This window comes from Priestia sp. P5, from assembly GCF_029522155.1.
GTDB classification, from domain to species: domain Bacteria; phylum Bacillota; class Bacilli; order Bacillales; family Bacillaceae_H; genus Priestia; species Priestia megaterium_E.
On the sequence record NZ_JAKWFJ010000001.1, the window covers coordinates 632,510 to 654,950 of the forward strand.

At 40.2% G+C, this 22,441-nt stretch carries 21 protein-coding genes; 19 read left to right on the forward strand and 2 right to left on the reverse strand.

Features of this window, described 5'->3' with window-relative positions; genetic code table 11:
* Positions 1–15: 15 nt before the first annotated feature.
* Entirely contained in the window at positions 16–1,728 is a 1,713-nt protein-coding gene (locus MMB69_RS03280; protein ID WP_206532530.1) for an Rqc2 family fibronectin-binding protein, read from the reverse strand.
* Positions 1,729–1,869: 141 nt separating this feature from the next.
* On the opposite strand from MMB69_RS03280, the gene MMB69_RS03285 reads away from it, so the two are divergent.
* The 17 genes from MMB69_RS03285 to spoVM all read left to right on the forward strand — a co-directional run bounded on the left by MMB69_RS03285 (position 1,870) and on the right by spoVM (position 19,739).
* Positions 1,870–4,548 carry a cation-translocating P-type ATPase gene (locus MMB69_RS03285; RefSeq protein ID WP_221784476.1) on the forward strand — a complete coding sequence of 893 codons (2,679 nt, stop codon included), beginning with the start codon at positions 1,870–1,872 and terminating at the stop codon, positions 4,546–4,548.
* Between the two features lie 153 nt (positions 4,549–4,701).
* Positions 4,702–5,577, forward strand: a complete 876-nt coding sequence (locus MMB69_RS03290; protein ID WP_029320527.1) for a YicC/YloC family endoribonuclease — start codon at positions 4,702–4,704, stop codon at positions 5,575–5,577.
* 46 nt (positions 5,578–5,623) lie between these two features.
* Positions 5,624–5,884, forward strand: coding sequence for a DUF370 domain-containing protein (locus MMB69_RS03295; protein ID WP_013084831.1), 261 nt, complete (start codon positions 5,624–5,626; stop codon positions 5,882–5,884).
* Positions 5,885–5,897: 13 nt separating this feature from the next.
* Positions 5,898–6,512, forward strand: coding sequence for a guanylate kinase (gmk, locus tag MMB69_RS03300; RefSeq protein ID WP_013058927.1), 615 nt, complete (start codon positions 5,898–5,900; stop codon positions 6,510–6,512).
* 2 nt (positions 6,513–6,514) lie between these two features.
* Positions 6,515–6,736, forward strand: a complete 222-nt coding sequence (gene rpoZ, locus MMB69_RS03305; protein ID WP_013058926.1) for a DNA-directed RNA polymerase subunit omega — start codon at positions 6,515–6,517, stop codon at positions 6,734–6,736.
* A 180-nt stretch (positions 6,737–6,916) separates the two neighbouring features.
* On the forward strand, positions 6,917–8,134 hold the full coding sequence (coaBC, locus tag MMB69_RS03310) for a bifunctional phosphopantothenoylcysteine decarboxylase/phosphopantothenate--cysteine ligase CoaBC (protein WP_221784474.1): 1,218 nt from the start codon (positions 6,917–6,919) through the stop codon (positions 8,132–8,134).
* Positions 8,131–10,545: a primosomal protein N' gene (priA, locus tag MMB69_RS03315; RefSeq protein WP_277447152.1), complete on the forward strand. Its 2,415-nt coding sequence runs from the start codon at positions 8,131–8,133 to the stop codon at positions 10,543–10,545. The genes coaBC and priA overlap by 4 nt, the downstream gene beginning before the upstream one ends.
* Before the next feature lie 70 nt (positions 10,546–10,615).
* On the forward strand, positions 10,616–11,089 hold the full coding sequence (gene def, locus MMB69_RS03320) for a peptide deformylase (RefSeq protein WP_195781982.1): 474 nt from the start codon (positions 10,616–10,618) through the stop codon (positions 11,087–11,089).
* A gap of 10 nt (positions 11,090–11,099) precedes the next feature.
* The gene (gene fmt, locus MMB69_RS03325) at positions 11,100–12,038 is read left to right on the forward strand and encodes a methionyl-tRNA formyltransferase (protein ID WP_221812620.1); all 939 of its coding nucleotides are present in this window, start codon (positions 11,100–11,102) and stop codon (positions 12,036–12,038) included.
* On the forward strand, positions 12,031–13,371 hold the full coding sequence (rsmB, locus tag MMB69_RS03330) for a 16S rRNA (cytosine(967)-C(5))-methyltransferase RsmB (protein ID WP_277447153.1): 1,341 nt from the start codon (positions 12,031–12,033) through the stop codon (positions 13,369–13,371). The genes fmt and rsmB overlap by 8 nt, the downstream gene beginning before the upstream one ends.
* 2 nt (positions 13,372–13,373) lie before the next feature.
* On the forward strand, positions 13,374–14,465 hold the full coding sequence (gene rlmN, locus MMB69_RS03335; RefSeq protein ID WP_013084826.1) for a dual-specificity RNA methyltransferase RlmN: 1,092 nt from the start codon (positions 13,374–13,376) through the stop codon (positions 14,463–14,465).
* A 4-nt stretch (positions 14,466–14,469) separates the two neighbouring features.
* The gene (locus tag MMB69_RS03340; RefSeq protein ID WP_277447156.1) at positions 14,470–15,213 is read left to right on the forward strand and encodes a Stp1/IreP family PP2C-type Ser/Thr phosphatase; all 744 of its coding nucleotides are present in this window, start codon (positions 14,470–14,472) and stop codon (positions 15,211–15,213) included.
* 5 nt (positions 15,214–15,218) lie between these two features.
* A complete protein-coding gene (gene pknB, locus MMB69_RS03345; RefSeq protein ID WP_277447157.1) occupies positions 15,219–17,261 on the forward strand; it encodes a Stk1 family PASTA domain-containing Ser/Thr kinase in 2,043 nt (680 codons plus the stop codon).
* 13 nt (positions 17,262–17,274) lie between these two features.
* Positions 17,275–18,156 carry a ribosome small subunit-dependent GTPase A gene (gene rsgA / locus MMB69_RS03350; RefSeq protein WP_014458403.1) on the forward strand — a complete coding sequence of 294 codons (882 nt, stop codon included), beginning with the start codon at positions 17,275–17,277 and terminating at the stop codon, positions 18,154–18,156.
* Between the two features lie 2 nt (positions 18,157–18,158).
* A complete protein-coding gene (gene rpe, locus MMB69_RS03355; RefSeq protein ID WP_014458404.1) occupies positions 18,159–18,815 on the forward strand; it encodes a ribulose-phosphate 3-epimerase in 657 nt (218 codons plus the stop codon).
* A gap of 116 nt (positions 18,816–18,931) precedes the next feature.
* Positions 18,932–19,579, forward strand: coding sequence for a thiamine diphosphokinase (locus MMB69_RS03360; RefSeq protein WP_277447158.1), 648 nt, complete (start codon positions 18,932–18,934; stop codon positions 19,577–19,579).
* 79 nt (positions 19,580–19,658) lie between these two features.
* A complete protein-coding gene (gene spoVM, locus MMB69_RS03365; RefSeq protein ID WP_016765421.1) occupies positions 19,659–19,739 on the forward strand; it encodes a stage V sporulation protein SpoVM in 81 nt (26 codons plus the stop codon).
* Between the two features lie 57 nt (positions 19,740–19,796).
* On the opposite strand, the gene rpmB is transcribed toward spoVM, so the two are convergent.
* Positions 19,797–19,985 carry a 50S ribosomal protein L28 gene (rpmB, locus tag MMB69_RS03370; RefSeq protein WP_013058914.1) on the reverse strand — a complete coding sequence of 63 codons (189 nt, stop codon included), beginning with the start codon at positions 19,983–19,985 and terminating at the stop codon, positions 19,797–19,799.
* A gap of 314 nt (positions 19,986–20,299) precedes the next feature.
* On the opposite strand from rpmB, the gene MMB69_RS03375 reads away from it, so the two are divergent.
* Both MMB69_RS03375 and MMB69_RS03380 read left to right on the forward strand, forming a co-directional pair.
* A complete protein-coding gene (locus MMB69_RS03375) occupies positions 20,300–20,662 on the forward strand; it encodes an Asp23/Gls24 family envelope stress response protein (protein WP_013058913.1) in 363 nt (120 codons plus the stop codon).
* A gap of 16 nt (positions 20,663–20,678) precedes the next feature.
* On the forward strand, positions 20,679–22,346 hold the full coding sequence (locus tag MMB69_RS03380) for a DAK2 domain-containing protein (protein ID WP_014458407.1): 1,668 nt from the start codon (positions 20,679–20,681) through the stop codon (positions 22,344–22,346).
* Positions 22,347–22,441 lie beyond the last annotated feature (95 nt).

Genomic DNA, 22,441 nt, shown 5'->3' on the forward strand with positions numbered 1-22,441 from the left:
AGAAAGGGGGTTTTATTATGACTGACGCAGTTTCAGTACAAGTTCTTCGCTAGGCGTTACGTACACTGTTTGCTGATTATCGTACGTCACAAAACCAGGTTTAGCACCGCTTGGTTTCTTGACGTGGCGAATTTTTGTATAGTCCACAGGTACTGAACTTGAATTTTTAGCTTTACTAAAGTAAGCAGCAAGGTGAGCCGCTTCTAAAATTGTTTCTTCTGAAGGCTCTTGGCTGCGGATAACAACGTGAGAACCCGGTATATCTTTTGTATGAAACCAAATGTCATCACGAGCAGCAAGGCGATTTGTTAAATACTCATTTTGCTTATTGTTTTTTCCAACTAAAATCGTCGTGCCGTCGCTTGAAACGTATTGTTCAAGTGTAGGCGTGGTGTTTTTTTGTTTTTTTGCTTGTTTTTGCTGACGGTTGCGCAAATATCCTTCTTCCACAAGCTCTTCACGAATCTCTGCAATGTCTTTGTGAGTAGCAGTATCCATTTGCTGAATAAGTGATTCAAAATACTGTACTTCTTCGTTTGCTTTTTCAATTTGTTCGATTACAATCGAAACGGAATTTTTCGCTTTTTGATACTTTGTGAAAAAGCTTTGAGCATTTTGAGACGGTGATTTTTGCGGATCTAATGAAATCGTAAGTGTACCGCTATTTTCATCATAATAATTAATAACATCCACTTTCGCATCTCCTTTTTTGACAAGGTGTAAATTTGCGGTAAGAAGTTCACCGGCTAGCTGATAATCAGATGCTTTTTCTGCATTTTGCAGCGTTTGCTCAAGTTTTTTTATTTTTTTCTCATTTTTCTTTTTTTCGGTAGAGATAAACTGTACTAAATCATGCGCTTGCTGCTTTACACGATCTCGCTCTGCTTTCCCGTAGTAATAGCGGTCAAGAAGCTCACTGATGGTTGCATACGTTTTTTTCGTACCCTCTAAATGCGTTAATTCCAGTAAATAAAAGTAGTCTTTTTGATTAACGGTTGTCAGAGTCGGTGTAAACTGACCTTCTTTGATCAGCGTCATCGTTTCGACGAATGATTTTGGAAGGGTAGAACGATTCGCTAAGCCAGAGCGAAACACCACTTCATTTGCAATTAAAGGAGAAAGCCCCGAGAAGGTTTGCACTAGCTGAGTCGCTAACTTTCCGCTATTAAAATCAATTTTTTTAACCACGGTTTCCTCGTCGGCTTCAAATGGATGAAGCTTATCTTGGCTAGGAGGCAGTACGTAAGGTGCTCCGGGTAGAAGCGTACGGTGCCTGTTCAAGGCCATTGGAACGTGTTTAATGCTGTCGATAATCGTTTGTTTTTCTTTATCTACAAGCACAACATTACTATGTCTTCCCATGATTTCAATAATAAGCTGCTTGTACGTTACGTCGCCAATTTCATTTCGTCCTTTTGTTTCAATGACTAAAATGCGGTCTAATCCAAGCTGATACACTTGTTCAATAATGCTTCCTTCTAAATGTTTGCGAAGAAGCATACAAAACATAGGAGGCTCAGATGGATTTTCATAGGGCTCATTTGTAAAATGAACGCGTGAATAGTTAGGGTGAGCTGAGATTAAAAGTTTGCGGTTTTCACCTTTAGCGCGTACTTGTAAAATCAACTCGTTTGGAAACGGCTGATATATTTTTGAAATTCGTCCTGAAACCAAGGTCTCAGATAATTCTTGTAAAATGCCATATGTAAAAATACCATCAAATGACATAGTGCTCACATCCTTAAGTAATTGAAAATTGTCCTATAGAAAAGTATAGCATTTTTTAGGACGAGTCTGAATAAGCATACGATATAAGATTGTAACAATCTAATAGGTGCATTTACAAATAAAAGGGTGTGAAAAGATGCAATGAAATGGTATGAATTAGGTGAAAAAGCAATAGTAGAAGTAACAAAAACAGACAGACAGCATGGCCTTACACACAAAGAAGTAAAAGCACGTCAGCAGCAGCAAGGATTTAATGAATTGACTGAAGGTGAGAAAAAACCGGCCATTCTTGTGTTTCTAGAGCAGTTTAAAGATTTTATGGTACTGGTTTTACTAGCTGCCACGCTTATTTCAGGGCTTTTAGGCGAATACATCGATGCGGTTGCTATTATTGCCATTGTAGTAATTAATGGATTTCTAGGTTTTTTTCAAGAAAGAAAAGCCGAGAAGTCTCTTCATGCATTAAAAGAGCTTTCTGCTCCTCAAGTAGCAGCTATGCGTGAAGGGAAATGGGTTAAGTTACCATCTAAAGAGCTGGTAGTAGGAGACGTTGTAAAGTTTTCGAGCGGAGACCGTATCGGGGCTGACCTTCGAATTATGGAAGCCAAAAGTCTAGAAATTGAAGAATCAGCGCTTACGGGAGAGTCTTTGCCTGTTGCCAAGCAAATAAAAGCTTTGCCAGGAGATGAAGTGCCGCTTGGAGATCAGGACAATATGGCGTTTATGGGTACGCTTGTGACGCGAGGAAGCGGAACAGGTATCGTTGTAGGGATTGGAATGAAAACAGCGATGGGACAAATTGCTGATTTGCTTCAAAATGCTGAAGCCATGATTACTCCTCTTCAACGGAAGTTAGAGCAATTAGGTAAAATTTTAATCGTTGTAGCTCTTGCACTTACTGTATTAGTTGTTGGGATTGGTGTGCTGCAAGGGCATGATTTATACAGTATGTTCTTAGCGGGAGTTTCCTTAGCTGTTGCTGCCATACCCGAAGGTCTTCCTGCCATCGTAACCGTGGCGCTATCTCTGGGTGTACAGCGCATGATTAAGCAAAGATCCATTGTTCGCAAACTTCCTGCTGTTGAGACACTAGGATGCGCGTCAGTCATTTGCTCGGACAAAACGGGCACATTAACGCAAAATAAAATGACGGTTACTCACCTCTGGTCAGGAGGAATGACGTGGAGGGTATCAGGGACAGGGTATGAACCTACGGGCGTATTTTCGCGAGAGGAAAGAGAAGTTGATACACGGAGTGAAAAACCACTTCAGCAGCTTTTGGTGTTTGGTCTGCTTTGCAATCAAACGTCCATTTCGAGAAAAGATAAAGAATATGTCATCGACGGTGATCCTACTGAAGCGGCTTTGCTTGTTGCCGCGATGAAAGCAGGGCTGACAAAAGAAAATATTCAAAAGCAGTTTACGATTATTGAAGAGTTTCCATTTGATTCAACGCGTAAAATGATGAGTGTAGTCATTGAAGACGCATCTCATAAACGCTATGTGATAACAAAAGGTGCTCCGGATGTGCTGCTTGTAAACAGCAAAAATATTTTGTGGGAAAGCAGACAACAAACGCTGTCGGTAACAGTTCATAATGAAGTAAAAGGAGCGATTGATCAGTTAGCTAGCCAAGCGCTTCGAACAATTGCTATTGCTTATCGGCCGTTAGGAGACCATGAGAGCGTTCATACAGAGAACGAAGCGGAAAAAGACCTGACTTTCCTCGGGCTTCAAGGAATGATTGATCCGCCAAGACCAGAAGTCAATCAAGCGGTCAAAGAATGCCGAGACGCAGGAATTAAAACCGTTATGATTACAGGTGATCACGTCATTACAGCACAGGCGATTGCAAAACAGCTAGGCATTCTACCGAAAAACGGTCAAGTCTTGGAAGGAACGGATTTATCCAAAATGACGCAGGAAGAGCTAGAAGAAGTAGTGGATGATGTTTACGTATATGCCAGGGTATCACCTGAGCATAAGCTTAAAATTGTTAAGGCTCTTCAAGCAAAAGATCACATTGTAGCCATGACGGGCGACGGCGTAAATGATGCACCGGCTATTAAAGCAGCAGACATAGGCATCGCGATGGGCATCACGGGGACAGACGTAGCAAAAGAAGCGTCTTCACTCGTTTTGCTTGATGATAATTTTGCTACTATTAAATCAGCGATCAAAGAAGGACGAAACATCTATGAAAATATTCGAAAGTTTATCCGTTACTTGCTTGCATCAAATGTAGGAGAAATCTTAGTTATGCTCTTTGCGATGATTTTAGCACTTCCGCTACCGCTAGTACCCATTCAAATACTATGGGTAAACTTAGTAACAGACGGTTTGCCTGCGATGGCTCTTGGCTTAGACCAGCCAGAGGACAACGTGATGAAGCGCCATCCAAGGCATCCGCGTGAAGGTATCTTTGCAAGAGGATTAGGGTGGAAAGTAGTCAGCCGCGGATTTTTAATTGGAGCTGCTACACTTGCTGCATTCATGATTGTTTACGACAATGACCCAGATCGGCTGCAGTATGCACAGACGATTGCATTTGCCACACTTGTCATGGCACAGCTTATTCACGTATTTGACTGCCGGAGTGAAAAATCAATCTTTGATCGCAATCCATTTCAGAACTTATATCTTGTAGGAGCCGTTATTTCATCTATTATCCTTATGCTGGTGGCCATCTACTATCCGCCCCTGCAGCCTATTTTCCATACAATGGCCATTGCACCGCGGGAATGGCTCGTTATTCTAGGACTTGCAAGCCTTCCAACTTTTTTACTTGCCGGTTCACTTTTAACAAGAAAACCTTCATAAATTGTGCTATACTTTAATACAGGCTGTCCTAAATGAGAAAACTCATGAAGGCAGCCTTTACAGGTTGAATAAAGAAGAGAGATTTCTTTTTTTTGCTAACACTTTCTTTTATGATACTTTTTATGTAAGATGTACATAGTGGATGTGATGATAATGATAAAAAGTATGACGGGTTTTGGCCGCGGAAAAGCGGAAGTGGAAAATCGATCAGTAACAGTGGAAATGAAGTCTGTTAATCATCGTTTTTGTGAAATTGTTATTCGTATGCCAAGACAATTAATTGAAATTGAAGATAAAATAAAAAAAATCGTTCAAACATACATAAAACGTGGTAGAGTAGAAGTATTTGTTACTATTTCAGGTGAAGAAATGGCAAAAAAGAAACTGCAGACGGATTGGCAGCTGCTTGAGGAATACATGAATGCGTTGCAGCAAGTACAAGAAAAGCATGGGCTGTCACAATCTGTTCAAATTCAAGACATTTTACACATGCCTGAAGTGATGACAACTTATGAAGAAGAAGCTGATCAGACGAGTATTCATGGTGCAATCTTTGAAGCCGTTGACGCTGCTGTGCATCAGTTAGTGGATATGCGGAAACGAGAGGGATCAGAGCTGTATCACGATTTGATGGGGTACTTACAGGATATTCAAGACATTCGCGAAAAAATTACACAGCTTGCTCCTGAAGTTGCTGAACAATATCGCGAGCGTATTAAAAGAAAGCTGAGCGATTATTTAGAAGGTACTTTCGATGAGCAGCGAGTGCTGACTGAAGTAGCTATTTTTGCTGAAAAAGCAGATATTAGCGAAGAACTTACGCGAATTCAAAGTCATGTTTCACAATTTATTCAAGCATTAAATACACCTGATTCAGTAGGACGCAAGCTGGATTTTCTTGTTCAAGAGCTGAATCGTGAAATGAATACAATCGGTGCGAAGGCAAATAATGGTACTATTGCTCAGTATGTTATTAGTATGAAAGCACAATTAGAACGCATAAAAGAGCAGGTTCAAAATATTGAATAGCCTTCGTGTAAGATAAAGATTATATTGTTATAGCAGGAGGCTTCTTATGAGCGGTAAATTAGTGAACGTTGGATTTGGAAATTTTATTTCTTCTAATCGTATAATCTCTGTCGTTCATCCTGAATCAGCTCCAATCAAACGCATTATTCAAGATGCAAAAGATCGAGGCTCTTTAATAGATGCAACGCAAGGACGTAAAACACGATCTGTTATTGTTATGGATAGCGATCATGTTATTTTAGCTCCTGTACAGCCAGAAACTGTGTCACAGCGACTTATAAACAAAGAAGAATTATTAGAAGGGTAGGTCACTTGAACCGATGATTGAAAGAGGTTTATTAATTGTTCTTTCCGGACCATCAGGTGTTGGAAAAGGAACGGTACGAAAAGCATTGTTTGAGCAAGAAGACATTAAATTGCAGTATTCTATCTCTGCAACAACAAGAAAGCCCCGCGAAGGTGAAGTAGACGGTGTTGACTATTTCTTCAAACCACGCGAAGAGTTTGAGCGCATGATTGAAAACAAGAAATTATTAGAGTGGGCTGAATACGTAGGCAACTACTACGGTACCCCGGTTGATTATGTAGAACAAACGTTATCTGAAGGCAAAGACGTATTTCTAGAAATTGAAGTGCAAGGTGCTCTTCAAGTGAAAGAAGCGTTTCCAGAAGGTTTGTTCATCTTCTTGGCACCGCCGAGTTTGTCAGAGCTTAAAAGTCGTATCGTAAACCGCGGTACTGAAACAGAAGATTTAATCAATAACCGTATGCGCGTGGCAAAAGAAGAAATTGAACTTATGGACGCCTACGATTATGTTGTAGAAAATGACAAAGTAGAAAATGCTTGTGCTCGCATCCGTGCTATCGTAACGGCTGAACACTGCCGTCGTGATCGTATTTCTGCGCGCTATAAAAGAATGCTGGAGGTAGAATAAACATGCTTTATCCATCAATTGATTCCCTAATGGAAAAATTAGATTCTAAGTACACGCTTGTGACAGTAGCTGCAAAACGTGCACGTCAATTACAGCTTCACAATGATACACCGATTGAAAAGCCGGTTTCTTATAAATTTGTAGGCTGTGCTTTAGAAGAAATTAATGCTGAACAATTAAGCTATAAGCAAGGTGTAGCAGAAGAAGATTCTAAACATCAGTAAGTGAAAAAATAACAACCTACTTTATAGGTTGTTATTTTTTTGATGCTTTTGTTTGTATTCAAGCAGGATAGTGAATGTCTCATTACAAAAATGGTATAATAATTAAATTGAAAAGCTTTAGATAGTTACCCGAGTAAACAAGCGGATGCTGGTTGAGCGGGATAAATAGATGGGGGCATAATGATGAAGGGAAAACGAATTTTATTATGTGTTAGCGGCGGGATCGCCGTATATAAAGCCGCAGCTTTAACAAGTAAATTAGTACAAGCGGGAGCGGAAGTTAAAGTAATGATGACTGCTTCGGCATGCGAGTTCGTAACGCCGCTTACGTTTCAAGCTCTGTCTCGAAACCCAGTTTATACAGATACGTTTGATGAAAAAGATCCATCTGTGATTGCACATATTGATTTAGCAGATTGGCCTGATTTAATTTTAGTAGCTCCTGCTACGGCAAATATGATAGGGAAAATAGCAAATGGTCTTGCAGATGATATGATTTCCACAACGCTGCTGGCTGCTACTGCACCTGTGTGGATTGCACCTGCAATGAATGTTCATATGTACGATCATCCAGCTGTTAAAAAAAATATGAGCACTCTTTCATCATTTGGTTACTCTTTTGTAGAACCTGGAGAAGGGTATTTGGCATGCGGTTATGTAGGAAAAGGCCGTCTTGAAGAGCCAGAAACAATTGTTTCACTAATCGGATCTTATTTCTCACAAGCATCAGATACACAAAAGATCCTTGAAGGTGTGAATGTATTGGTTACAGCAGGACCTACGGTAGAACGCATTGATCCCGTCCGATTTTTCACCAATCGTTCTACCGGGAAAATGGGCTATGCCCTTGCAGAACAAGCTGCTAAGTTAGGCGCATCGGTAACACTTGTAACGGGACCGACGAATTTAGAGTATCCAAAAGGAGTGCAGGTTGTTCAAATTGAAAGTGCGCAGCAGATGCTTGAAGCTGTTATGCAGCGCTATCATGAAGCAGATGTTGTTATCAAATCAGCCGCAGTGGCAGATTACCGGCCAAAGCATGTGTTTGATCAAAAGATGAAAAAGCAGCCTGGTGCAGCAGTATTAGAGCTAGAGAGAACAACAGATATTTTACGCACGCTTGGAGAGCAAAAAGAACACCAGCTTTTAGTCGGCTTTGCAGCAGAAACAGAACAAGTGGATGAATATGCACAAAAGAAACTTTCATCTAAAAACTTGGATATGATTGTAGCCAATAACGTAACGACAGAGGGAGCAGGTTTTGGGACGGACACAAATATTGTAACGCTCTATAAGCGAAGCGGAGAGTCTAGGAAACTTCCCATTCTTTCAAAACACGATGTAGCTACCGAGGTGTTAAAAGAAGTGAAGGAAATGTTAGAAGGGCTGAAAAAATGAGTGTAGCTAGTGTAATTGTGGACGTGGCTGCTAAGCAAACAGATCGAGCTTTTGACTACGCTGTTCCTGACAAATGGAAAGGAATTATTGTTCCGGGTATGCGGGTTGTCGTTCCGTTTGGTCCTAGAAAAGTTCAAGGGTTTGTGGTGGCTCTTAAAGAAGAGGCCGAAGTTAAGCGTGTTAAACCAATCGCTGACCTGCTTGATTTAACGCCGGTTCTGACTCCCGAACTGTTAGAGATTGGGCACTGGCTAACCGAAAAAACGCTTTGTTTTATGATATCGGCTTTTCAAGTCATGCTGCCTGCGGCGATGAAAGCAAAATATGATAAAGAACTGTCACTCCTTTCAAAAGAGGCATACGAACAGCTTCATGAGCAAGTAAAGCCGTTTTTTCAGTCAAGATCCTCGCTGAAGTGGAGTGAAGTAGAAAAAACAGCCGCTGCTTCTGTTTTTTACCGGGATATTCAAAAAGGTTTAATTGAAGTCGTCTACGTCGTGAAAAACAAAGGAAACAAAAAAACGGCAAAAGGCGTAAAACTGAATCAAAGCCTTGAAGAAATTCAGCAGTTTATGAGCGAGTTAAATAAGCAGGCAGAAAAGCAAAAACAAGTGCTGTCTTTTATGCTCGAGCGAAGTGAAGAAGTAGCCATAAAAGAAATAGCCGAAGATTTGCAGATTACCTCCGCTCCTATAAAAACGCTGATTAATAAAGGACTCTTAGCGGAAACAGAAATTGAAATATACCGTGATCCTTATCAAGATCGATACTTTACACCATCAAAGCCATTTCAATTGACCGATGAACAAGCTGAGGCAATTACACCGATTCTGCGGGACATCGAAGAAAATCTTCACGATGTGTTTTTAATGTACGGAGTAACCGGAAGCGGAAAAACAGAAGTGTATCTTCAATCAATTGATCAAGTGCTGAAAAAAAGAAAAGAAGCGATTATGCTTGTTCCGGAGATTTCACTTACCCCTCAGATGGTCAAGCGGTTTAAAGAGCGGTTCGGCTCAAAAGTTGCTGTGCTTCATAGCGGCTTGTCTACTGGAGAGAAATACGATGAATGGCGAAAAATTCAGCGAAAAGAAGTATCCGTTGTAGTAGGGGCCCGCTCTGCTGTATTTGCTCCATTTGAAAATTTGGGTCTTCTTATTATCGATGAAGAACATGAGACGAGTTATAAACAAGAAGAAAACCCCCGTTATCATGCCAGAGATGTAGCTATTTACCGAGGGCAGCATCATCAGTGTCCAGTCATTTTAGGAAGTGCAACACCAACGCTTGAGTCCTTTGCAAGAGCGCAAAAAGGTGTGTATAAGCTGCTGACGTTAAAGCAAAGAATGAATAAGTCATCAATGCCGTCGGTGGATATCGTTGATATGAGAGAAGAGCTTCGCAGCGGCAATCGCTCTATGTTTTCAACTCTGCTGTTTGAAAAGATGAAAGACCGTTTGGAAAAAGGGGAGCAAATCGTTTTATTTTTAAATAAAAGAGGTCATTCTTCTTTTGTTATGTGCAGAGACTGCGGTTACGTTCCGACATGTGAGCACTGTGAAATTTCACTAACGTATCACCGCTATCAAAATAAATTAAAATGCCATTATTGCGGACATGAAGAACAAGTGCATACTGAGTGCCCAGAATGCCACAGCGAACATATCCGCTTTTTTGGATCTGGTACACAAAAAGTGGAAGAAGAATTAACAAAAGTGCTGCCTGAGGCTAGAGTCGTTCGAATGGATGTTGATACGACAAGCAGAAAAGGCGCGCATGAAAAGCTCCTGAACAAGTTTGCAAGTGAAGAAGCGCAAATTTTACTAGGGACCCAGATGATTGCGAAGGGACTGGACTTTCCAAACGTCACGCTTGTAGGCGTTCTAACAGCAGATACAATGCTGAATTTACCTGACTTTCGTGCATCTGAAAAAACGTTTCAGCTTTTAACACAAGTAAGCGGAAGAGCAGGACGCCACAAACTTCCAGGGGAAGTAGTGATTCAAACGTACACGCCTGAACACTACAGCATTCAACTTGCGAGCCAGCATGATTATGATGCGTTTTATAAGCAGGAGATGGAAATTCGTAAAATGCATAAATATCCGCCGTTCTTTTACTTGGCGCTTGTCACCGTATCTCATGAAAATATTGCAAAAGTGGTGTCTGTTACAGACAAAATTTCGCAGTATCTGCGTCAGAAACTTTCGCCGCAAACAACGATCTTAGGGCCAGTCGCATCTCCGATTGCTAAGATAAAAGATAGATATCGCTATCAATGCATGTTAAAATACAAGCTGGAACCAAGCCTGATTCCGCTGTTGAAATATATATTAGAACGTTATCAAGCGGAAATGCAGAAGGAGAATTTAACGATCACTATTGATTTGAATCCATACTCGATGATGTAACTAGTCGTCTTGATTGCGTTAAAGAAGAAGGTTTTTGGATATAAATAGAAAGAATAAAGGAGGTGCCTATTTGGCTAAGCTTAAGCTTGTTTACCATCCTAATAAAGTACTTGAACAAGAGTGTGAAGTCGTTAAAAACTTTGATAATAAATTAGCGAAATTACTAAACGGCATGTATGATTTAATGCTTGAAGCAGACGGTGTGGGTCTAGCTGCTCCTCAAGTAGGAGTTCTGCAGCAAGTGGCAGTGGTAGACGTGGATGACCGACACGGTAAAATTGAGTTAATTAATCCGGTAATTATTGAGCAACGAGGCGAACAAATCGGTCCAGAAGGCTGCCTAAGTTTTCCGGGCCTTTTTGGTGACGTGGCTCGAGCTGATTATGTGAAAGTACGTGCGCAAAATCGTAAAGGAAAACCTTATTTTATAGAAGCAAAAGGTTTTTTAGCACGAGCAATTCAACATGAAATTGATCATTTACACGGTGTATTGTTCACGGAAAAAGTAACAAAGTATTACGAAGAGGATGAACTAGAAGGGTAGGTTTTACACGATGAAAGTCGTATTTATGGGAACACCGGATTTTTCAGTGCCGGTTTTACAAACATTACTTAAAGATGGATATGAAGTGGTCGCAGTGGTTACACAGCCGGACCGACCAAAAGGACGCAAGCGCGTATTAACACCTCCTCCAGTAAAAGTTGAGGCGTTAAAGCATGAAATACCTGTACTGCAGCCAGAAAAGATTCGTTTAGAAGAAGAATATCAGAAAGTATTAGCGTATGAGCCTGACCTAATTGTAACAGCGGCTTTTGGTCAAATTTTACCAACCCCTATTTTAGAAGCGCCTAAATACGGCTGTATTAACGTGCATGCTTCTCTGTTACCTGAACTGCGCGGAGGCGCGCCGATTCATTATTCAATTCTACAAGGTAAGCCGAAAACTGGTGTTACAATTATGTATATGGTAGAAAAATTAGATGCAGGTGATATCTTAACACAGGTAGAAGTTCCGATTGAAGAACGTGATCACGTTGGCACGCTTCATGATAAACTCAGCGCTGCTGGTGCAAAACTGCTTTCAGAAACCATTCCTTCTCTTGTAAAAGGTGAAATTACGCCGGTTCAACAAAACGATGACGAAGCGACATTTGCTTCAAACATTAAGCGGGAACAAGAGAAAATTGATTGGGCTCGTACAGGAGAAGAAATTTATAATCATATCCGCGGACTTCACCCTTGGCCGGTTGCTTATACAACAGCAGACGGTCAGGTCATGAAAATTTGGTGGGGTGAGAAAGTATCTGCATCAGGCAAACCAGGTACCGTTTTATCACTTGAAGAGGATGGATTTATAGTAGCAACTGGAAATGAAACAGCTATTAAAGTGACGGAACTTCAGCCGGCTGGAAAAAAACGTATGGATGCAGCGCAGTATTTACGAGGTACATCCGTTGAAGTCGGAACAGTATTAGGGGATGTCAATGAGTAAGTACAACGTTCGAGACATAGCTTTAGATATTTTACTAGCTATTGAAAAAAATCAGGCATTCAGCAATCTATTGTTAAATAACAGTATACAAAAACGCGGCATTCAAGGAAAAGATGCAGGGCTATTAACGGAAATTGTGTATGGAACGATTCAAAGACGTGATACGTTAGATTATGGGTTAGCGCCTTTCTTGAAAAATCCAAAAAAACTACAGCCTTGGGTGCGAGTGCTGCTTCGTTTATCTCTTTACCAAATGGTATATTTAGACCGAGTGCCTGACCGGGCAATCCTTCATGAAGCAGTAGAAATTGCTAAAAAACGCGGCCACAAAGGAATTGCCTCAATGGTAAACGGCGTTTTACGAAATATTCAGCGCAGTGGCACGCCTTCTTTAGAAGAAATACAAAATCCTGTGGAGCGGTTGGCGATTGAAACGAGTCATCCATTGTGGCTTGTAAAACGCTGGGTGGAACAATATGGATTGGACAAAACACGCGGAATCTGTTTAGCTAATTTAATGGCCCCTAAACAAACAATCCGAGTAAACAGTGCACGCTTTACGCAAAATGAAGTAAAAGAAGCGCTTGAAAAAGAAGGTATTGTTGTAGAACCAGGCCATTTTGTAGAAGAAGCGCTAGAAGTTCAAAAAGGAAATGCAGCTCATACACAAGCATTTCGTGAAGGAATGTTTACCGTTCAAGATGAAAGCTCTATGTTAGTGGCTCATGCGCTCGGTGCGGAGGCAGAAGAGCTAATTTTAGATAGCTGTGCTGCACCGGGAGGAAAATCAACTCATATTGCAGAGCAGCTTAAAAACAGTGGTAAAGTTATTTCCTTGGACATTCATGACCATAAAGTAAAGCTGATTGCCCAGCAGGCAGAGCGTCTGCATCTTACCAATATTGAGCCGACGGTTCAAGACAGCCGCAAAGCAGGCGAACAGTTTGATAAAGAAATGTTTGACCGCATCTTAGTAGATGCTCCGTGCTCAGGTTTTGGTGTAATGAGACGTAAACCTGATTTGAAATATACAAAAACTGAGCAAGATGTAAAGCAGCTGGCGCGTATTCAACAAGATATTTTAAATGCGGTTGCGCCTTTATTAAAAAAAGGTGGGACCCTTGTATATAGTACATGTACAATTGACCGGGATGAAAATGGGGGTGTTGTAGCAGCATTTTTAGCAGATCATGCTGATTTTCAAAAAGATGAAACACTTGCTGCACGCATGCCGCAAAAGCTTAAACAAAACGTAAAACATGGTGAAATTCAATTGCTGCCAGATGCACAAAGCGATGGATTTTATATTGCATGTTTACAGAAGAAGGTGTAAAAATGGAAGAAGTAGCTAAAAGAAAAGCAAAAGCAGAAGAAAAAGCGCAAAAACCATCTATTTATTCATTAGAAATGCACGACCTAGAAAATTGGTTAGTGGAACACGGGGATAAGAAGTTCCGTGCTAAACAAATTTTTGACTGGTTATATGTTAAACGCGTAACGGACTTTGACGATATGTCAAACTTATCTAAAGGATTACGTGAACAGTTAAAAGACAAATTTGCATTAACGACATTAAAAACAGTTGTTCAGCAAACGTCTGGGGACGGCACGATGAAGTTTTTATTCGAACTCCATGACGGTTATACAATTGAAACGGTGCTTATGCGTCATGAATACGGAAATTCTGTCTGTGTCACAACTCAAGTTGGCTGTCGCATCGGCTGTACATTCTGTGCGTCTACTCTTGGAGGTTTAAAGCGTAACTTAGAAGCTGGAGAAATTGTAGCACAAGTAGTAAAAGTACAAAAAGCGCTAGATGAACAAGGAGAACGCGTGAGCTCTGTCGTAATTATGGGTATTGGGGAGCCATTTGATAACTATGATGAAATGATGCGCTTCTTAAAAACAATTAATAGTGATGATGGATTAAATATTGGTGCACGTCATATCACAGTATCGACAAGTGGGATCATTCCGAAAATCTATAAGTTTGCTGATGAAAAAATGCAAATCAATTTTGCGATTTCACTTCACGCTCCAAACAATGACATCCGCTCACGCTTAATGCCGATTAACCGTGCGTACAAACTTCCTGATTTGATGGAAGCCATTAAATATTATACGGATAAAACGGGAAGACGTATTAGCTTTGAGTATGGTCTATTCGGAGGCGTAAACGATCAAGTAGAGCATGCTGAGGAATTAGCGGATTTGATTAAAGACGTTAAATGTCACGTGAACTTGATTCCGGTAAACTATGTGCCTGAGCGTGATTATGTTCGTACACCGCGTGAACAGATTTTTGCATTTGAACGTACGCTTAAAAAGCGTGGCGTTAACGTGACTATCCGACGTGAGCAAGGTCATGACATCGATGCAGCTTGTGGCCAATTACGTGCGAAGGAGCGTAAAGAAGAGACGAGGTGATTGTATGGCAACTGTCTTCATGACAGACCGAGGGAGAGTTAGACAACACAATGAAGATAACGGAGGGGTATTTTTGAACCAATACAATCAGCTGCTTGCAATTGTGGCTGATGGTATGGGAGGTCATCGAGCTGGCGACGTCGCCAGTGAGATGGCGGTTCAAAAATTGCAAACAGCGTGGGAAGAAGCGGACAAAGTAACGTCTCCTGATGAGGCGACGCAGTGGATTCGTACGCATGTTTCGCAAATTAATCAAGATATTTATCAGTATGCTCAGGAGCATGAAGAGTGTAAAGGGATGGGTACAACAGTTGTACTTGCTTTATGCGCTGATACGTTTTGTGCGATTGGTAATATAGGAGACAGCAGATGCTATATTTCAAATGAATATGGATTTCAACAAGTAACAGAAGATCATTCTCTTGTAAATGAACTCGTAAAAAATGGTCAAATCACAAAAGAAGATGCCGAGCATCATCCACGAAAAAATATCTTATTGCGAGCACTAGGTACCGAAGAAAATGTTAGTTTAGATGTAAAAACAATTGAAGTGGAAAAAGAAGATCGATTATTATTATGTTCAGATGGACTGACAAATAAGGTAACGGAACAAAAGCTGAGCGAAACGTTATCAACAAGTTCATCACTTCACGAAAAGGGTACGAGCCTGATTCAATTAGCAAATGAGCTTGGTGGAGAAGACAATATTACACTTGCAATTGTGGACTTTACATCTGAAAGTGGGTGAGAGTGTTGCTAATAGGTAGACGGCTAAACGACCGTTATAAGGTATTGCAAGTAATTGGTGGAGGCGGAATGGCAAACGTCTATTTAGGTCGCGACATGATTTTGGATCGTGATGTGGCAATTAAAGTGCTTCGTTTAGACTTTGCAAGTGACGACGCGTTTATAAAGCGTTTCCATCGAGAAGCACAATCTGCTACGAGTATTGCTCATCCTAATATTGTCAGCATTTATGATGTTGGAGAAGAAGAAGATATTTACTATATCATCATGGAATATGTACCGGGTATGACATTAAAGCAATACATTCTGCAAGAATCACCACTATCTCTTGATAAAGCCATACATATTATGACGCAGATTACATCAGCTATTGCCCATGCTCATCAGTACGGAATTATTCACCGGGATATTAAGCCTCAAAATATTTTAATTGATCATGATGATACCATTAAAGTTACTGACTTCGGCATTGCCGTAGCACTAAGTTCTACAACCATTACGCATACTAATTCTGTTTTGGGCTCTGTTCATTATTTATCTCCTGAACAGGCAAGGGGAGGGCTTGCGAATAAGCGTTCTGATATTTATTCGCTTGGCATCGTCCTATTCGAATTGCTAACGGGTCGAGTCCCTTTTTCTGGGGAATCGGCTGTGTCAATTGCATTAAAACATTTACAGACAGAAACACCTTCTCCAAAAAGGTGGAATCCATCTATCCCTCAAAGCGTGGAGAATGTTGTATTAAAAGCAACAACTAAAGATCCATTTTACCGATACAGTTCCGTCGAAGAACTCGAAGCGGATTTACAGTCTGCTGTTCATCCAAATCGTTATAATGAACAAAGATTTACGGTGCCTGATGATGAAGAAGTGACAAAAGCCATTCCCGTTATTAAGGAGGATTTTGTTGAATCCGAAGAAACGCACGTACCTGTGAGAAAACCACCTCACTTAGAGCGCGAAGAACAAGAAGAAGAAGTAAAGCCGAAGAAAAAAAAGAAGAAAAAGAAAAAAGGAAAAAGCAAGCTTATCGTAACGCTTGTTTTAATTTTTTTGCTGCTGGCAGCTGCTAGCGTAGCCGCCGTTACATTTATTCCGGCTTTATTACTGCCAAAAGACGTAAAGGTTCCTGATTTACATAATCAAGATTATGAATCAGCAGTAACCGATTTAGTTTCTTTAGGCTTTAAAGTGAAGAATCCTAAAGATATATCCGATAACGAGGTGGAAGAAGGCGACGTGGTTAAAACGATGCCAGAAGCAGGAGACGTGATCAAAGAAGGATCTAATGTCATTATTTATCGAAGTACAGGAAAGAAAAAAGAAGCATTTAACAGGTACATTGGAAGAAGCTTTACAGAAGTAAAAAGTCTGTTAGAAAAGCAGAATTATAAAGACATCCAATCTATCGAAGTCGAAAGCACTGAACCAAAAGGCAATATTACAGATCAGACGCCTAAAGAAACAGAACAAGTCGTGCCAGAAGACACAACAGTTACGCTTTGGGTAAGTAAAGGTCCGCCGAAGATTACATTAAAGGATTTCTCCGGGTGGACGGAAAAAAGCGTAAAAGATTATGCATCAGATGAAGATATTGAAGTGGATGTAAAAACAGCGTATTCCGATACTGTTGAAAAAGGTCTTGTGATGTCTCAAAAGCCGGCAGCGGAGCAGAGTATCGAGCAAGGTGATAAGCTTACAATTACAGTCTCGATGGGCAAAGAGCCAAAGGCTCCTCAAACGGTAGCAGTGGATGTGACTATCCCGTATAAGGAAGAGACTGACACCGAAGCAAGCACGGAACAAGGCGACACAACGGAAACAGGCGATACTACTGAAGCAGAAGAGGAAAAGCCAAAACCACAAAAAGTACAGATCTATATTGAGGATGCAGATAACGATATGTCCGTTCCTGCTAAAGAACTCACGATTACCGAAACGACAAAAGAATCGTTTGATGTTTTAGTTAATGAAAATGAAAAAGCGTCTTATAAAATTGTCCGAGACGGGGAAGTTATTGAAGAAAAAGACGTTGAATATCCAGAGTGATAGGAGTGAGGTTATGCCAGAAGGAAGAATTATTAAATCCCTTAGCGGATTTTATTATGTTCTTCATGACGGACAAGTAACGCAATGTCGAGGACGAGGTGTGTTTCGTAAAAAGAAGGTAACGCCTTTAGTCGGTGACAATGTAGTATTTCAGGCGGAAAATAAGCTTGAAGGATATATACTTGAAATTAAAGAACGTAAAAATGAATTAGTTCGTCCCCCTATTTCAAATGTTGATCAGGCGCTGCTTGTTTTTTCAGCGATTGAACCTGATTTTAGTACAATGCTTCTTGACCGATTTCTAGTGTTAGTGGAGTCTAATCATATTGAACCTATTATTTGTATTTCAAAAGTAGATCTTTTATCACAGCAGCAAAAGCAAGAAATCGAGCAATATGCCGAAGAATATCGTAAAATAGGATATGAGGTCATTTTAACGTCGACAGTAACAGAAAAAGGCATGGAACAAATTCAGCCGTTATTTGAAGATCGCGTAACGGTTATTGCTGGACAATCAGGTGTAGGTAAATCTTCACTGTTAAATACACTTAAACCAGAGCTTGAGTTAAAAACAAATGATATCTCAATGTCACTTGGAAGAGGAAAGCATACAACACGTCATGTTGAACTTATTTCCTTTGGCGAGGGTTTAGTAGCCGATACGCCAGGCTTTAGCTCACTGGAATTTTTAACGTTAGAAGTAGAAGAATTAACTGATTGTTTCCCTGAAATGTCGCGTTTGAGTGAACAGTGTAAATTTCGAGGTTGTTTGCATGTGAAAGAACCAAAATGTGCGGTGAAAGAAGCATACGAACAAAAAGAAATTCCGAGTTATCGCTACGAACATTACTTGCACTTTATTGAAGAAATTAAGCAAAGAAAGCCGAGGTATTAAAAATGACAAAAATCGCACCTTCCATTTTATCTGCCAATTTTTCAAAGCTTGCTGAAGAAATTCGTGAAGTTGAAGCAGGTGGCGCAGACTATATCCATATAGACGTTATGGATGGCCATTTTGTTCCTAATATTACAATTGGACCGCTTATCGTTGAGGCTGTACGCCCTGTCACAGCACTGCCATTAGATGTGCATTTGATGATTGAAAATCCAGATCAATATGTTCCAATGTTTGCAAAGGCAGGTGCCGATATTTTAACGGTACATGCTGAAGCATGTACTCATTTGCACCGCACCATTCAATTAATTAAAGAGCACGGTATGAAAGCAGGCGTTGCTTTAAATCCTGCAACGCCAATTGACGTGGTTAAGCATATCTTAGAAGATATCGATCTTATTTTATTAATGACGGTGAACCCAGGCTTTGGAGGACAGAACTTCATTCCAAGTGTACTGCCGAAAATTGAGCAAATTTCTCAGCTTATTGAAATTCGTCAGCTTTCTATTGAAGTAGAGGTCGATGGAGGAATTAATGAAGAAACAGCAAGAAAATGTGTGGAAGCAGGGGCAAATGTCTTAGTGGCTGGCTCAGCTATTTATAATCAAGAAGATCGAGCTGGCGCAATTAGTCAAATTCGCACAACTGTTCAAGCGTAAGTAATAAAAGCTGCTGTGTACAACGAGTAGAACTTGTACACAGCAGCTTTTTCTTTTAGGATAAAGAAAACATATTTATTTCGTTCATTTTTTAATAGAAAAGGAGCATATACATAATGAAAATTCATATTCTAGCAGGGGGACCGGATGAACATATGCCGCCTTTGCACCAATCCAATGATGTAAAGTGGGTAGGAGTAGACCGGGGCGTATTCCTTCTTCTTCAACAAGACATTTTGCCCGTGAAAGCATTCGGAGATTTTGATTCCATTACAAATGCGCAGCTTAAGCTAGTGAGAGAAGCATTACAAGATGTTGAACTGTATCCTGCGGAAAAAGATGCAACGGATTTGGAACTTGCTTTTGAGTGGGCAATAGAGCAAAAACCGGACAGTATTTCTATCTTTGGAGCAACAGGTGGAAGGCTTGACCACATGTTTGGAAGCATTCAGCTCCTGTACAAAGGGTTAAAAAAGAAAGCGAATGTACAAATGATTGACAATCAAAATATCATTCAATTGTTTGAAGCAGGCACTTATCATGTAGATCGTTTAAAGGAGTTTCACTATATTTCATTCGTTCCTTTTGCAGGCAGTGTAAAAGAGCTTACGCTAGAAGGTTTCAAATATCCGCTCAATAAGCATGAAGTAGAACTCGGCTCAACTTTATGTATTAGCAATGAACTTATTCAACAAAGAGGTACTTTTTCATTTACAAAAGGCATATTAATGATGGTAAGAAGCAATGATAAACGTTGCTTGTGATGAAGTATGGAAAATGAGAGCAGAACATAGGGCTTTCTTTAAAAGGAGATAAAGTGTGGAGACGGTTAGGAGGGACAGTATGAAATTCTATACAATCAAACTTCCAAAGTTTTTAGGTGGGATCGTAAAGGTCATGCTTAATTCGTTCAAAAAAGATTAACAATGCCGGAATAATAAAAGAAGCACCATAAAATATGGTGCTTTTTCATTATAAAGATTAAACGCGTTGAACTTTACCAGACTTAAGGGCTCTAGCTGAAACGTACACACGTTTTGGTTTACCGTTCACTAAGATACGTACTTTTTGAACGTTAGCACCCCATTTACGCTTAGTAGCGTTCATTGCGTGAGAACGTGCGTTACCTGAACGAGCTTTTCTACCAGTTACTACACATTTGCGTGCCATGATTTTCCCTCCTAACACCAAAAAAACTACTCAATTCTGTTTTGAGAAATACTATATTAATTTATCACAGCCTTACAGAGAATGCAATAGTTCTGGAGAAAAGCTTTCAAGAAATTTTCCTTGACATATAAAATGAATCTATGTTCAATAATATAGAGAGTAGAAATAGGTATAACTTGGGCTATTACTTATTTTAAGACAAGTTGATACCTAATACTGTCATCTTTAAAAGGGACAAGCTGGACGCCTCTTTTAAAACGAGATTGATTATAGTAGAATATTTATAACCTATGAAAGTAGAAAGGGGAACGAGTATGTCCATCGAAATGAAAACGAAGTATGGTCAAATTGATATCTCTACAGATGTAATTGCAACAATTGCTGGAGGAGCAGCTGTTGATTGTTACGGGATTGTCGGAATGGCTTCAAAAAATCAGCTTAAAGATGGTCTTACAGAAATTCTTCGCAAAGAAAACTTTACACGAGGTATTGTAGTAAGACAAGAAGAGGATGACGTACATATCGACATGTACATTATCGTAAGCTATGGAACAAAAATTTCTGAAATTGCTCATAATGTGCAAACAAAAGTAAAATACACGCTGGAACAAACGGTTGGTTTAACGGTTGATTCAGTAAATATTTATGTGCAGGGTGTTCGTGTAACGAACGTTTAATTAAGGAGGAAGATTCGTGTCAATGACAACGTTGGACGGAAAGCGGTTTAGAGAAATGGTGCTTCAAGGAGCCCAGCATCTATCTAACAATGCAGACTATGTAGATGCACTGAACGTTTTTCCTGTGCCAGATGGTGATACTGGAACAAATATGAACTTATCAATTACGTCTGGTGCTAAAGAAGTAAAAAATAAACTATCTGATCACATCGGCCAAGTGAGTCAAGCTCTGTCTAAGGGCTTATTGATGGGCGCGCGCGGTAATTCAGGAGTTATTTTATCTCAATTATTCCGCGGTTTTGCGAAATCGGTTGAGCAAAAGTCAGCGATTACAACAGTTGAGTTTGCTGAAGCTCTTGAGCTTGGTGTAGAAACTGCTTATAAAGCTGTTATGAAACCAATCGAAGGAACCATTTTAACAGTAGCTAAGGATACTGCTAAAAAAGCAGCTGCTGCTGCTAAAAAGCAATCTGATATGATTCTGTTCATGGAAGAAGTACTTAAGGAAGCTAATGCTTCGTTAAATCGCACGCCAGATCTTTTACCCGTGTTAAAAGAAGTAGGCGTAGTGGATAGCGGAGGTCAAGGGCTTGTTTTAATTTATGAAGGGTTTTTAGCTGAATTAAAAGGTGAAAAACTTCCGGGTGTACCCATGTCAGCTCCTTCGATGAATGAACTCGTAAATGCTGAGCATCATAAGCATGCGCAAAGCCATATGAATACAGAAGATATTGAATTTGGCTATTGTACAGAATTTATGGTAAGGCTGGAAGAGGATAAGCCTGCAGCTAAAACATTTTCTGAAGAAACGTTTCGTCAAGACTTAAGTAAATGGGGCGACTCATTGCTTGTAGTATCTGATGATGAAATCGTGAAAGTTCATATTCACGCCGAGCATCCTGGAGAAGTGTTAAACTACGGGCAGCAATATGGAAGTTTAATTAAAATGAAGATTGAAAACATGAGAGAACAGCATAGCAGCATTGTTTCAGATGAAGAAAAGCCCGCAGTGAAAAAGGCTGAAAAACAGCCGTTTGGCATTGTTACTGTGTCAATGGGAAAAGGAATTGCTGAATTGTTCAAGAGCCTTGGGGCAACGGTTGTCATTGAAGGCGGACAAACAATGAATCCAAGTACGGAGGATATTGTCAAAGCGATTGAAGAAACAAATGCTGAACAGGTACTGATTTTACCTAATAACGGAAATATTGTGATGGCTGCTAACCAAGCGGCTGCTGTTGCCGGCAGTCACGTTTCGGTGGTCCCGTCTAAAACGGTTCCTCAAGGAATGACAGCGCTGCTATCATTTAATCCTCAGCAAAGCTTAAAAGAAAATGAGGAAGGAATGACAGAAGCTCTACAGCACGTGAAAACAGGACAAGTAACGTATGCAGTTCGCGATACAAATATTGATGGTCTTGAATTAGCTAAAGGCGATTTTATGGGTATTGCCGAAAAGAAAATCGTTGTAAAAGATTCAGAGAAATTAGAAGCAGCGAAAAAGCTTTTGACTTATATGATTGATGACGAAGCGGAAATCCTTACGATTCTTCAAGGAGAGGATGTCTCAGACGATGAAGCTGAAGCGCTAACATCGTTTGTAGAAGAAACGTTTGAAGACGTTGAGGTAGAGCTTCATAAAGGAGATCAACCTTTATATTCTTACATTTTTGCAATTGAATAATAAAAAAAGAAGCATCCCTCCCGAGGGGCGCTTCTTTTTTGTGTTTTTTCGGGTTAAATACGAACTATTTTATTTTTTCGTGTTGTAATCGTTCG

Coding starts and splice junctions, on each gene's coding strand:
- MMB69_RS03340 (WP_277447156.1), top strand. CDS start 14,470: ATGGCAACTGTCTTCATGACAGACCGAGGGAGAGTTAGACAACACAAT.
- rsgA (WP_014458403.1), top strand. CDS start 17,275: ATGCCAGAAGGAAGAATTATTAAATCCCTTAGCGGATTTTATTATGTT.
- MMB69_RS03360 (WP_277447158.1), top strand. CDS start 18,932: ATGAAAATTCATATTCTAGCAGGGGGACCGGATGAACATATGCCGCCT.
- coaBC (WP_221784474.1), top strand. CDS start 6,917: ATGATGAAGGGAAAACGAATTTTATTATGTGTTAGCGGCGGGATCGCC.
- rsmB (WP_277447153.1), top strand. CDS start 12,031: ATGAGTAAGTACAACGTTCGAGACATAGCTTTAGATATTTTACTAGCT.
- fmt (WP_221812620.1), top strand. CDS start 11,100: ATGAAAGTCGTATTTATGGGAACACCGGATTTTTCAGTGCCGGTTTTA.
- rpoZ (WP_013058926.1), top strand. CDS start 6,515: ATGCTTTATCCATCAATTGATTCCCTAATGGAAAAATTAGATTCTAAG.
- MMB69_RS03290 (WP_029320527.1), top strand. CDS start 4,702: ATGATAAAAAGTATGACGGGTTTTGGCCGCGGAAAAGCGGAAGTGGAA.
- MMB69_RS03285 (WP_221784476.1), top strand. CDS start 1,870: ATGAAATGGTATGAATTAGGTGAAAAAGCAATAGTAGAAGTAACAAAA.
- spoVM (WP_016765421.1), top strand. CDS start 19,659: ATGAAATTCTATACAATCAAACTTCCAAAGTTTTTAGGTGGGATCGTA.
- gmk (WP_013058927.1), top strand. CDS start 5,898: ATGATTGAAAGAGGTTTATTAATTGTTCTTTCCGGACCATCAGGTGTT.
- MMB69_RS03295 (WP_013084831.1), top strand. CDS start 5,624: ATGAGCGGTAAATTAGTGAACGTTGGATTTGGAAATTTTATTTCTTCT.
- rpe (WP_014458404.1), top strand. CDS start 18,159: ATGACAAAAATCGCACCTTCCATTTTATCTGCCAATTTTTCAAAGCTT.
- MMB69_RS03280 (WP_206532530.1), bottom strand. CDS start 1,728: ATGTCATTTGATGGTATTTTTACATATGGCATTTTACAAGAATTATCT.
- priA (WP_277447152.1), top strand. CDS start 8,131: ATGAGTGTAGCTAGTGTAATTGTGGACGTGGCTGCTAAGCAAACAGAT.
- rpmB (WP_013058914.1), bottom strand. CDS start 19,985: ATGGCACGCAAATGTGTAGTAACTGGTAGAAAAGCTCGTTCAGGTAAC.
- MMB69_RS03375 (WP_013058913.1), top strand. CDS start 20,300: ATGTCCATCGAAATGAAAACGAAGTATGGTCAAATTGATATCTCTACA.
- rlmN (WP_013084826.1), top strand. CDS start 13,374: ATGGAAGAAGTAGCTAAAAGAAAAGCAAAAGCAGAAGAAAAAGCGCAA.